At 39.0% G+C, this 12,694-nt stretch carries 11 protein-coding genes and 1 other annotated feature; of the genes, 10 read left to right on the top strand and 1 reads right to left on the bottom strand.

What is annotated here, in order from left to right; translation table 11 throughout:
* The first annotated feature begins 134 nt into the window (after positions 1 to 134).
* From hemA to ABID56_RS03195, 8 genes are all read left to right on the top strand, one after another.
* Positions 135 to 1,499, top strand: coding sequence for a glutamyl-tRNA reductase (gene hemA / locus ABID56_RS03230; protein ID WP_354219177.1), 1,365 nt, complete (start codon positions 135 to 137; stop codon positions 1,497 to 1,499).
* Between the two features lie 19 nt (positions 1,500 to 1,518).
* Complete coding sequence (locus ABID56_RS03225; RefSeq protein WP_354219176.1) at positions 1,519 to 2,346, top strand: cytochrome C assembly family protein; 828 nt, start codon at positions 1,519 to 1,521, stop codon at positions 2,344 to 2,346.
* Positions 2,347 to 2,362: 16 nt separating this feature from the next.
* Positions 2,363 to 3,292 (top strand): hydroxymethylbilane synthase, encoded by a 930-nt coding sequence (hemC, locus tag ABID56_RS03220; protein ID WP_354219175.1) that lies wholly within the window; start codon positions 2,363 to 2,365, stop codon positions 3,290 to 3,292.
* Positions 3,292 to 4,068, top strand: coding sequence for a uroporphyrinogen-III synthase (locus tag ABID56_RS03215; protein WP_354219174.1), 777 nt, complete (start codon positions 3,292 to 3,294; stop codon positions 4,066 to 4,068). Before hemC ends, ABID56_RS03215 begins: the two co-directional genes overlap by 1 nt.
* Positions 4,065 to 5,042: a porphobilinogen synthase gene (gene hemB, locus ABID56_RS03210; protein ID WP_354219173.1), complete on the top strand. Its 978-nt coding sequence runs from the start codon at positions 4,065 to 4,067 to the stop codon at positions 5,040 to 5,042. Before ABID56_RS03215 ends, hemB begins: the two co-directional genes overlap by 4 nt.
* Before the next feature lie 14 nt (positions 5,043 to 5,056).
* A complete protein-coding gene (hemL, locus tag ABID56_RS03205) occupies positions 5,057 to 6,340 on the top strand; it encodes a glutamate-1-semialdehyde 2,1-aminomutase (RefSeq protein ID WP_354219172.1) in 1,284 nt (427 codons plus the stop codon).
* A gap of 213 nt (positions 6,341 to 6,553) precedes the next feature.
* Positions 6,554 to 6,871 carry a hypothetical protein gene (locus ABID56_RS03200; RefSeq protein WP_354219171.1) on the top strand — a complete coding sequence of 106 codons (318 nt, stop codon included), beginning with the start codon at positions 6,554 to 6,556 and terminating at the stop codon, positions 6,869 to 6,871.
* A 234-nt stretch (positions 6,872 to 7,105) separates the two neighbouring features.
* On the top strand, positions 7,106 to 8,089 hold the full coding sequence (locus ABID56_RS03195; RefSeq protein ID WP_354219170.1) for a LysM peptidoglycan-binding domain-containing protein: 984 nt from the start codon (positions 7,106 to 7,108) through the stop codon (positions 8,087 to 8,089).
* Here the strand turns inward: ABID56_RS03195 and ABID56_RS03190 are convergent.
* A complete protein-coding gene (locus ABID56_RS03190; protein ID WP_354219169.1) occupies positions 8,086 to 8,274 on the bottom strand; it encodes a YszA family small membrane protein in 189 nt (62 codons plus the stop codon). The two genes, ABID56_RS03195 and ABID56_RS03190, sit on opposite strands and share 4 nt — an antisense overlap.
* A 109-nt stretch (positions 8,275 to 8,383) precedes the next feature.
* Positions 8,384 to 8,611 (top strand) — a binding site (T-box leader).
* 51 nt (positions 8,612 to 8,662) lie between these two features.
* Here ABID56_RS03190 and ABID56_RS03185 point away from each other — a divergent pair.
* Together ABID56_RS03185 and ABID56_RS03180 are read left to right on the top strand one after the other, a co-directional pair.
* Positions 8,663 to 11,314 (top strand): valine--tRNA ligase, encoded by a 2,652-nt coding sequence (locus tag ABID56_RS03185; protein WP_354219168.1) that lies wholly within the window; start codon positions 8,663 to 8,665, stop codon positions 11,312 to 11,314.
* 75 nt (positions 11,315 to 11,389) lie between these two features.
* A complete protein-coding gene (locus ABID56_RS03180) occupies positions 11,390 to 12,676 on the top strand; it encodes a bifunctional folylpolyglutamate synthase/dihydrofolate synthase (RefSeq protein ID WP_354219167.1) in 1,287 nt (428 codons plus the stop codon).
* The last annotated feature ends 18 nt before the right edge of the window (positions 12,677 to 12,694 follow it).

The following is a 12,694-nucleotide window of genomic DNA, read 5'->3' as shown; positions in this document are numbered from 1 at the left end:
GTTATTAATAATAATTCTAAAGAAATAATAGCATAAATATTCATAAATTGTTCAACTGATTTCAGTTTAATCGAAATGGTTAGTTGTTACAATGTATTCAGACGTTTATGAGTACGAAGTAAGGGGTGACACACATGCATTTTGTTGCATTATCAATGAACTATCGAACAGCCCCAGTTGACATAAGAGAGAATTTAGCTTTCTCTGACGACCAACTTAGCGAAGCGATGCAACAGTTGAATGCACAAAAAAGCATTTTAGAAAATGTGATTGTTTCAACGTGCAATCGGACAGAATTATATGTTGTCGCTGACCAGTTACATACTGGTCGTTATTATGTGAAGAAGTTTTTAGCTGATTGGTTTGAAATGGATGTTGATTATATGGCGAACTTCATTGAAGTTAAAGAGGACGATGAAGCCATCGAGCATCTATTTAACGTCGCAGCTGGGTTAGATTCTATGGTTTTAGGTGAGACGCAAATCCTAGGCCAAGTGAAATCAGCGTTTCAGCGCGCTCAAGATGAAGAAGCATCAGGCTTAATGTTTAATCAATTGTTTAAACAAGCTATAACGAATGCGAAACAAGCTCACAAAGAAACAGGCATTGGTCAAAATGCGGTATCCATTAGTTATGCAGCCGTCGAATTATCGAAGACGATTTTTGATAACTTAAAGAATCAACACGTCGTCATTTTAGGTGCGGGTAAAATGGGCGAGCTAGCCGTCCAAAATTTACACGGTTCTGGTGTCGAAAATATTACTGTCGTCAATCGAACGATTGAGAAGGCTGAAGAAGTCGCTGCAAAATTTTCAGGTGAAGCACGCTCGATCGACGAATTAAGTGATGTGCTCGAACAAGCTGATATTATGATTACATCTGTTGGTACGGATGATTATATTTTAAACAAACAGCATTTGAAACCTGTCCTTAAAGAGCGTCACGGAAAACCATTATTTATGGTTGATATTGCAGTGCCACGAAATCTAGACCCAGATATTGAACAACTAGATGACATTTTCTTATACGATATTGATGATTTACAAGGCATTGTTGATCAAAACTTAGCTGAACGTCAAGAAGCCGCTCAAGAGATTAGACAAATGATTGAAGCGGAAATGCATGAGTTTAATGAATGGGTGAAGACATTAGGCGTCGTACCAATTATCTCGGCCTTACGTCAAAAAGCATTAACGATTCAACAAGATACAATGGCGTCAATCGAACGAAAAATGCCTGATTTAACAGCTCGCGAGAAAAAAGTATTAAATAAACATACGAAGAGTATTGTTAATCAAATGTTGAAAGAACCGATTTTACAAGCGAAAGAAATGGCTGGCGAAGATCATGCAGATGACATGTTAAAGATGTTTGTCCGAATGTTTGGTATCGAAGAAGAAGTCGAACAAGAGTTAAAAACACAAAGCGAAAAACATCAAAGCCATAAATCGGTTAACGAATCATTACCTATTGCACAATTCGTTAAGGCGTTGCAATAGATGAGAGAGGAGTTCTCTCATGACTATTTGGGAACATATACGATTATATGAAATTATTGTCTTATTGTATGGGTTAAGCTTAACCTTTTACTTCTATGATTTTGTTGAGAGAAACCGGAAGGCGAATCGTTTTGCCTTCTGGTTACTTTTATTCGTATTCATTTTACAAACTATCGTATTATTTTCGAATATATACTTATATGGCTTTTTTGCCATGCTGAATGCAATTGAAGGGTTATATTTCTATGCATGGCTCATCTTGCTTGTATCGATTGTTGTGAATTATTTCTTTAAAATTGATTTAGTCGTCTTTATCGTTAATATAATCGGATTTTCAATGATGGTGATGTCGATCTTAACGACAGCATCGAGTGAAGCGACATCTATGACACCTGTCATTATTGGAGATATTTTACTCGCGCATATTGTGTTAGCGTTTATTGCTTATACACTTTATACGTTATCGTTCGCATTTGCTACATTGTATTTGTTGCAATTTTATTTATTGAAACGAAAGCGTTGGCGTGAGTTAGTCAAACGAATTGGGAACTTAGCCCAATTAGAAAAAGTATCATTTTACTTAACTGTTTTTGCCACGCCGATTCTTCTTATTTCACTTATATTAGGGGTTTTATGGGCATATACAGCAGATGATTTATTTTATTGGATTGATGCGAAAACAGTGGGATCCTTCGTTGTGATTGGCATTTATTCGATTATTATTTATATTAGAGTTAGACAAAAAATAATCGGGAAGAAGATTGCCAAATGGAATGTGATTGCCTTTTTATTTTTATTTTGTAATTATTTAATTTTGTCCATGCTATCTAACTTTCATGGCTTATAATTGAGGAGGCTATAAGGTGCGCAATATTATTATTGGTTCTAGACGTAGTAATTTAGCTATCACACAAACGGAATGGGTGATTGATAAGCTGAATGAAGTTTCGGATGATTACAGTTTTGACATCAAAAAGATCGTCACAAGAGGCGATCAAATTTTGGATGTGACATTATCAAAAGTTGGGGGCAAGGCCTTGTTCGTTAAAGAAATTGAACAAGCGATGTATAATCATGAAATCGACCTTGCTGTCCATAGTATGAAAGATGTTCCGTCTGAAGTGCCTGAAGGGTTACCGATTGGTTCGATTCCAGAACGTGAAGACCACCGTGATGCATTTATTTCAGAAAACCATGTAAAGCTTGATGACTTAAAAGAAGGCGCATTAATCGGTACGAGTAGTTTAAGACGTGGTGCGCAACTGCAAGCGTATCGTCCCGATTTAAGGGTTCAGTGGATTCGAGGAAATATTGAAACGCGTTTGCGTAAACTTCAAGAAGAAGACTTTGATGCGATTATATTAGCAGCAGCAGGACTCAAGCGAATGGGGTGGTCAACTGAACTTGTGACTGAATTCCTTGAACCTGATGTTTGTTTACCAGCAGTTGGCCAAGGAGCATTAGCGCTACAGTGTCGTGAAGATGATGAGGAATTACGCCAATTGATTCAACAAATCAACGATGAATATACAGCCAAAACGGTTACGGCTGAACGTCAATTTCTTAGTTTGTTAGAGGGAAGTTGTTCAGTTCCAATTGGTGCTTATGCCGTTCTAGAAGGAGATGACATTGTGCTTCAAGCATTAGTTTCTTCGTCTGATGGTGAAACGGTATTAAAAGAAACGGTTAGAAGTCAAGATCCTCTCGATGCAGGTGAGCAAGCTGCTAAGTTGTTGATTGACCGTGGAGCGAAAGAATTAGTTGAGCAAGCCAAACAGGAGTTAGAAGAATAGTGGTCGAACATCATCATGAGCGCGGCATCGTATTGTCGCGCTCATTGGAGCAAGCACCTGCATTTCAAATGTTGGATCGTAAGCTGGACACGACAATCCATGGTGTGCCACTTATAACGTTTGATTATGTGGAACCAAGTGACACACAGATGACCAAAGAGACCTTGCTTCAACATGATTGGGTTATTTTCACAAGTCATAATGGTATTTATTATTTTATGGAATTGCTTAAACATCATCAAATATCACCTGATGTATTGAATCAAATGAAGCTAGTGACAGTCGGAGACAAGACGAAGCAAACATTAAATTCATATGGTTTTGATGTTGAGTTTGTTCCATCTGTTTTTGATGCAGAAACGTTGGCAGAGCAACTGATTCAACAACGACAAATGCATTATCCGTTACTCATTAAAGGAACAAAATCACGCGCTGTACTAGATCAAGCGTTAGATGATTATGATATCAAATATCGCTCGTTAACGGTTTATAAAACGGTGACCAATTGGAACGAGAAAAGTCGATTGAATGATATTTTAGCTGAAGGGCCGGTTGATGCGTTCGTCTTTACATCACCATCGTCAATTGATGGCTTTTTAGACATGATGAGTGAACGAAAGCGTTCATGGTTTTCATTACCATGTTTTGCTATTGGGCAAACGACAGCAGATTATGCGACAAAACAAGGCTTTACTAAGGTGTATAAGCCCAGTACATTCACGTTAGAGGGGCTTGCCTATTTAGTGGAACAATATCTTAAAGGAGAGATAATATGACGGAATTACAGTTTGATCGTCATCGTCGTTTACGACAAACATCAGCGTTTCGGGACCTCGTACGCGAAACACATTTACATACAGATGACTTGATTTACCCGCTTTTTGTTTTAGAAGAAGAAGGAAAGAAGCATGAAGTCCCATCAATGCCAGGTGTTTATCAAGTGTCGATTGATCGTCTTGATGAAGAAATTGAGGAAATCGTATCGTTAGGGATTAAATCTATTATTTTATTCGGAGTTCCTAATCATAAAGATGACGTTGGAACTGAGGCTTATAATGATGAAGGTGTTGTCCAAATGGCAACGAAGCGAATTAAATCCATTGCACCTCATTTAGTTGTCATGGCTGATACTTGTTTATGTCAATTTACTGATCATGGTCATTGTGGTGTCATCCATGATGAATACGTCGATAATGATGCTACATTACCATTGCTCGTTAAAGCTGCTGTATCGCAAGCAAAAGCAGGCGCTGACGTGATTGCGCCTTCGAATATGATGGACGGGTTTGTAACAGCAATTCGTCATGGTTTAGATGAAGCGGGATATACGAATGTTCCGATTATGTCGTATGCTGTAAAATATGCATCAGCTTTTTACGGACCGTTCCGCGATGCTGCTCATAGTGCACCACAATTCGGCGATCGCAAAACGTATCAAATGGACCCAGCTAACCGTTTAGAAGCACATCGTGAAGCACAGTCAGATGTCGAACAAGGCGCTGACTTGTTAATCGTTAAACCAGCACTTAGTTATTTAGATATTATGCGTGATTTAAAAGACCGTTACGATCAGCCTATTGTTGCCTATAATGTAAGTGGTGAATACTCATTAATTAAGGCAGCAGCACAAAATGGTTGGGTGAATGAACAAGAAATCGTTCTTGAAAAAATCACCTCAATGAAACGTGCGGGTGCGGATCTTATTATGACGTACTTTGCAAAAGATATCGCTAGATGGTTGAATGAATAGTAGGAGGGTTCACAATGACAAATCGATCAAAACAATTATTTGATGAAGCAGTCGAACTAATGCCTGGTGGCGTTAACTCACCAGTTCGCGCGTTTAATTCAGTGAATGTTGATCCAATTTATATGGAAGAAGGTAAAGGGTCAAAGATTACTGACATTGAAGGAAATGAGTACATTGATTATGTCTTGAGTTGGGGTCCATTAATTGTTGGGCATGCTCATGAACAAGTGATGGAAACATTACAGCATGTGATGAAAAAAGGGACGAGCTTTGGTACGAACGTAGAGTATGAGAATAAATTAGCTAAACTGTTAATTGATCGCGTTCCATCGATCGAAATGGTACGCTTTGTGAATTCTGGTACGGAAGCAACCATGAGTGCCTTGCGTTTAGCGCGTGGGTTTACAAAACGAAGCAAAATTTTGAAGTTCGAAGGTAATTACCACGGCCACGCTGATTCACTCTTGATTAAAGCTGGCTCGGGTGTTGCCACGTTAGGATTACCTGATAGTCCTGGTGTTCCAGAATCGATCGCGAAAAACACGATCACAGTTCCATACAATGATCAAGAAAGTGTAAAGTATGCATTTGAACATTATGGTGATGATATCGCAGCCGTGATTGTTGAGCCTGTATCCGGTAATATGGGTGTCGTGCCACCAGTTAATAACTTCTTACAGTATTTACGCGATATGACGAACGATTACGGTTCACTACTGATTTTTGATGAAGTCATGACAGGTTTTCGCGTTGGTTACAACTGTGCACAAGGTCATTTTAATGTGACGCCTGATTTAACGTGTCTTGCAAAAGTAATCGGTGGTGGATTACCAGTTGGTGCTTATGGTGGTCGTCGTGATATTATGGAAATGATCGCGCCGGCGGGTGATATTTATCAAGCTGGTACGTTATCAGGTAACCCATTAGCGATGGCAGCTGGCTATGCAACGTTAAGTGAATTAACGCCTGAATCTTATGATGAGATGAATAAGAAAGCGGATCGATTAATTGCTGGCATTGAAGATGCGGCTAAAGAAAACGGTGTACCGCTTTGCGTCAATCGTGCTGGTTCGATGTTAGGCTTCTTTTTCACTAACGAAGATGTCGTTGACTTCGATTCAGCTAAGACATCTGATTTAGAATGGTTTGCAGAATATTACCGTTATATGATTGAGCAAGGCATATTCTTACCACCTTCTCAATTTGAAGGTATGTTCTTATCAACTGTTCACTCAGATGAGGATATTGATCGCACTATTAAAGCCATTCAACATGCCTTTAAACATTATAATAATTAAATTTGTTCCACGCTAAAGCTGTCGCTTTGGCGTGTTTTTTTGTCGAATAATGTCGTACGCTTTGCGTTGATTGGAACAATCGTTCGGTATATAATATCGTTGAGGCCTCTCTATTCCTTCATCATTTCCTCGATGAACGTGACAGTTTTCCATTTTATTAACTCAAAACCAATTGAATACTACAGACAATTTGAAAGGGGATTTTCGATTCTAATGGGTCATGATATTTATGGCGTTAATCAAAATCATCAACAAGTTGCGTATGCGCGATTTCACATGTTTAATGACGTTGCACATAACCTCTATCAATTATTAGATTCTGAGGAATGTGATGGCGGTGTCAGTGGAATAGGCGTGCAAAAAACATTCTCCAAAGAGCAAATCAAACAAGCCCTCGATCAATACAGCCAACATTATGGACATCTCTCCAAACAATCACTCGATATGGATTATGAGCAAATTAACCAATTTTTACATGATTGTTTATCATCTGCGGAACAAGATGGAAGTGTGACAGTTTGTTTTGCATAATCTAGGTTTAATCCATTTTATTAGATGCTATAAAATAGTCACCAACAAAAGTGACGCTCCTATATATAAAACTTCTTAGTCCGAAAAATTAGTATGATGTAATCGTTCATTGATAATAGAAGGAATGGGGCTTCATCTTAATCATTGAATCGGATTTATACCGTTAATCAAGCATAGTTTGTTTCTCCTCATAATAAACATAAGTATTGGATGAATATGTAGAGGGGGAAACCAATGAGTTATCGTGAAAACATGCCGTATCAGTTTGATGTTCAGGAACATATTACGTTTCGTCATGGTGAAGAAATTGAGGATTTGTATAGTATTGCGATTGATCCTGATGTTCAAGTGCATCACCATCAATCCACTGTACAGGTAAGAGGTGTATTGGTTGTACATGGTGATTATTTAGCTCGTCAAACGACGCAAGAAGAAACCGTGTTCGTTGATCAAGATCAGCACACCGTCCAGCAAGTGCGAGCACTTGATAATGGTTTCATGGAGTTTCAATATCCTATTCCTGTTGATATCTCCATTCCTTACGAGCGTGTGAAGCTTGAAGAAGATGTTCAGGTTGCAGTCGATTATTTCGATTATGAGTTACCAGAACCGAGAACGTTAAAAGTGTATACCACGATTCGGTTAGATGGTGCTGTGATGATTGATGTCGAACAAGACGATATAACAGATGATAGTAATACAAATGATTTTGAATTAAAGCAATTTCCAGCTATTGAGGATGAAGTCCAACATGACGATGACTCACAAAGCGTTACCAATACAGAACCATCTCAACCGGGTCGTGATATTTGGCCGAAAGAAAAATCGACATCGTTTCAAGACTTTTTCCAAACTGAGTCAAACGAGCCTAGTCAATCAGTAAGTAATACTCATGGTACGGATGACGAACCAAGTGAAGATTATGATACTTCCGATGATTCTATAGAAGACAGTAGTGATGAGGTGGAGGAAGAAGATGCATCGACAGTGAAAAAAGGTTTGAATTATTTGTCGAAGTTTTTTCGTGAAGAACAAGACGAAACGCAAGTTCAAATGCGAGTTCGTTTTGTCCAAGCGAATGAAACATTAGAAACGATTGCAGATGCCTACCATTTAACAACGCATCAACTCGAACGATTAAACAACTTGGAATCATCATCTCAATTACAAGAAGGAGATGTGTTGCTCGTTCCAGCTAAATCGTACTCAACTGATTAAAACCATTCCATGTAAAAACCAATGAAAATACCAACAATGGCTCCAGCTAAAAAAACATCCAGTGTTGTCGGAAATAATAAGGTCCTGATGAGTTGAAATATCATAATTGGGACAATACACCGTTCGATTGTCATAATACATTTTCGCATCCATGGTGGTAACCGGTAACGATAATGTTTTCCCATATTACATTCGCCTCCTGCGATAACTTATGAACACGATATGAAATTCGTGCGAAAGATGATTGACTTATGATGATAAAATTGGATACAATAAATACAAATGTCATAAAGTCAATAAGCTAGTAAGAGAGGAGTACAGGTTGGTACCCGTCTAGAGAAGGAAACCTTGGCTGGAAGTTTCCTCGGCTCTGCTGTCTGGAAGTCGCTCTGAAAATAGCTGTTTCTTTGAAATACTAGTAGAAGAAACCGGGAAAACCGTTACCTAAGTGGAGTGTATGAGGTCATACTCATAAACGAAGGTGGTACCGCGAAAGTGTTCTCAAAGCTTTTCGTCCTTTTTTAAGGATGGAAAGCTTTTTTTAATGACGAAAAATTTATAGGAGGCGTTAGTATGAGTGAAAAACAGAGCCAATCCATGGCCCCGAAGTATAATCCAACTGAAGTTGAAAAAGACCGCTATCAATTTTGGGTTGATGGGAAGTTCTTCGAAGCGAAAAATGACGAATCCAAAGACCCCTTCACAGTGGTCATCCCACCGCCGAACGTGACGGGTCGTCTGCATTTAGGACATGCCTGGGATACGACTCTTCAAGATATTATAACGCGTTATAAACGAATGCAAGGGTATGACGTGTTGTGGTTACCAGGGATGGACCATGCTGGTATTGCGACGCAAGCCAAAGTAGAAGGAAAATTAAAAGAAGAAGGAAAAACACGTCACGATTTAGGTCGTGAAGGCTTTTTACAACAGTCATGGGATTGGAAGGAAGAGTATGCGTCTTTCATTCGGTCACAGTGGGAAAAAATAGGATTAGGTGTCGATTATTCGCGTGAGCGATTTACGTTAGACGATGGTTTATCCAATGCGGTTCGTGAAGTATTTGTATCATTATACGAACAAGGACTTATTTATCGCGGCCAGTATATTATTAATTGGGATCCAAGTACACAAACAGCGTTATCAGATATCGAAGTCATTTATAAAGAAGTTCAAGGCGCATTTTATCACATGAAATATCCATTAAAAGATGGATCGGGTCATATTGAAGTCGCAACAACACGACCAGAAACGATGCTAGGTGACACATGTGTCGCTGTGCATCCAGATGATGAACGTTACCAACATTTAATTGGCAAGACAGTTATATTACCAATTGTTGGACGTGAGATCGAGATTGTCGCCGATGATTATGTCGATATGGAATTTGGTTCAGGTGCGGTGAAAATTACACCAGCTCACGATCCGAATGACTTTGAGATCGGTGAACGTCATAATCTTGAACGAGTTCTCGTCATGAATGAAGATGGTACGATGAACGAAAATGCTGGCAAATATAATGGCATGGATCGTTTTGACTGCCGAAAACAAATCGTGCAAGATTTACAAGAAGAAGGCGTGCTGTTCCAAATTGAAGAACATACTCATCAAGTGGGTCATTCTGAACGTAGCGACGCAGTCGTAGAGCCGTATTTATCAACTCAATGGTTCGTTAATATGCAACCGTTAGCTGATCAAGCGATTGGCTTACAAGAGACAGATGATAAAGTCGATTTCGTGCCAGATCGTTTTGAAAAGACGTATTTACATTGGATGGAAAATATTCGTGATTGGTGTATTTCACGTCAATTGTGGTGGGGACACCGCATTCCAGCTTGGTATCATAAAGAAACAGGCGAACTTTATGTTGGTCGCGAGGAACCAACTGATATAGAGAACTGGGTGCAAGATGATGATGTGTTAGATACATGGTTCTCATCTGCTTTATGGCCGTTTTCTACTATGGGTTGGCCAGATGAAGACAGTTATGATTTAAACCGTTATTTCCCGACAGATGTTCTCGTAACAGGTTATGATATTATTTTCTTCTGGGTATCGCGTATGATTTTCCAAACAAAACACTTTATGGACCGCCGTCCGTTTAAAGACGTGTTAATCCACGGACTCGTTCGTGATGCGGAAGGACGTAAGATGAGTAAATCACTCGGTAACGGCGTTGACCCGATGGATGTCATTGACCAATATGGTGCTGATTCCTTGCGTTATTTCCTTGCAACAGGCTCATCTCCTGGACAAGATTTACGTTTCCATTGGGAGAAAGTCGAGTCTACTTGGAATTTTGCTAATAAGATTTGGAACGCGTCACGTTTCGTTATTATGAATTTAGATGATTTTAGTTATGATGATATTGATTTATCAGGTGAAAAATCGGTTGCGGATGAATGGATCTTAACGCGTTTAAACGAAACGATTGAACAAGTCACCCATAACATCGATCGATATGATTTTGGTGAAGCGGGCCGTCATTTATACAATTTTATTTGGGATGAGTTTTGTGATTGGTATATTGAAATGGCGAAACTGCCACTGTACGGAGATGATGATGCGGCTAAGAAAACGACTAAATCAGTATTAGTCACAACGCTTGATCACATTTTACGCATGCTACATCCGTTTATGCCATTTATCACGGAAGAGATTTGGCAACACATCCCACATGAAGGTGAGTCAATTACTGTTAAAGCATGGCCACAACCTGATCATGCTTATAGTAATCAACAATCGCGTGAAGAGATGGAACGTTTAGTATCGATTATTCGTTCAGTCCGAAATGTGCGTGCAGAAGTTGATGCCCCAATGTCTAAGGAAATCAAAATTGCGATTAAGGCACAATCTGAAGACGTCGTGTCAGAACTTCAAAACAATCGAATTTATCTCGAGAGATTTTGTAACCCTGAGGAATTAACGATCAAGACTGATTTAGACGTTCCAGAACAAGCGAAAAGCGCTGTGGTAACAGGTGCTGAGCTTTACTTCCCATTAGAAGGCTTAATCAACATAGAAGATGAAATTGCTCGTTTACAAGATGAATTGAACAAATGGAACAGCGAAGTAGAACGTGTACAAAAGAAATTAGCAAACGAAAACTTTGTCAACAAAGCACCGGAAGCCGTCGTGCAAGAAGAGCGTGACAAAGAAAAAGATTACATCGAAAAACAACAAGCTGTTCAAGCACGCATTGACGAATTAAAACGCGTGCAATAAAATGACTTAGAGTTGCTACTTGACTACGGTCAGTAGCAACTTCTTTTACATATTGAAAGAAAATAGGTGACGCATATGAACGAACGAGAAGCGATTGAGTGGATACACCAACAGTTACCGTTCGGTATTAAACCGGGATTGACGCGAGTGAATATGTTGCTAGATCAGTTAGGCCAACCGCAGCACAAGATTAAAACCATTCACATTGCAGGTACAAACGGCAAGGGGTCAACGACATCGTTTCTGAGCCACATATTAAAAGAAGAAGGATATAAAGTCGGGACGTTCACATCACCTTATATTGAGCAGTTTAATGAACGAATGAGCATTAACCACCAACCGATAAGTGGGGATGATTTAATATCATTAGTTGAACGAGTTAAGCCCATTTGTGAAGACATTGCTCAGACCGACGTTGGACACCCGACTGAATTTGAAATTATTACGGCGATGGCTTATTTATATTTTGATGAACAACAAGTCGATTACGCCATTATCGAAGTCGGATTAGGCGGGCGATTAGACTCGACAAATGTCATTCACCCATTATTGTCTGTTATTACATCAATCGGATTTGATCATACCGACATCTTAGGGAATACATTAACAGATATTGCTCACGAAAAAGCCGGCATTATTAAAAGACAAACACCTGTTATATCGGGTGTTATGCAAGATGAGGCTAAACGTGAAATTGATCGGATAGGACATTTGAATGATACGAACGTGACTCATTTAGGCGATTCATTTTTTGTTTATTCTACTCAATCGACTACAGAAGGGGAACAATTTGATTTCGATAATCATGACCAATTATTACGCAATTTGGCCATAAACATGGCAGGTCACCATCAAATGAACAATGCTGCGCTTGCTGTACAAGCTTATGTGACGTTAATGTCTATTGAGTTTAAAAAGCCCAATCCCCAAATTATACGAAATGGATTGAAAAACACACATTGGTCGGGGCGTTTCGAGACTATTCGACAAACACCTGATGTTATACTTGATGGAGCTCATAACGTTGAAGCGATGGAATCGTTAATTGAAACAATTAAGCAACGATACTCTCCCTCATCGGTTTATATTTTGGCTGCCTTTATGAAACATAAACCCGTGGATCAATTAGTCAAAAAAATGTCGCAACATTTTGAACATATTACGTTAACAACGTTTGACTTCAGTAAAAGTTGTGAGTATTATGAACTGAAAGAAAAGTATGAAAATTGCGAGGTGGGCATTATAGACGATTGGACAATAGCCTATCATCGACTACGTGAACAACTAGAACTAAATGATGTACTTGTCATTACAGGATCTTTATACTTTATTTCGGAAGTCAAACGGACGTTAAGCATATAACTCCAATGAAATTTGTCC

Origin of the sequence: Alkalibacillus flavidus, assembly GCF_040545925.1 — a bacterium.
Lineage (GTDB): Bacteria > Bacillota > Bacilli > Bacillales > Alkalibacillaceae > Alkalibacillus > Alkalibacillus flavidus.
Note: the sequence above shows the minus strand (reverse complement) of the source record. Positions and strands in the feature narration are given on the sequence as shown.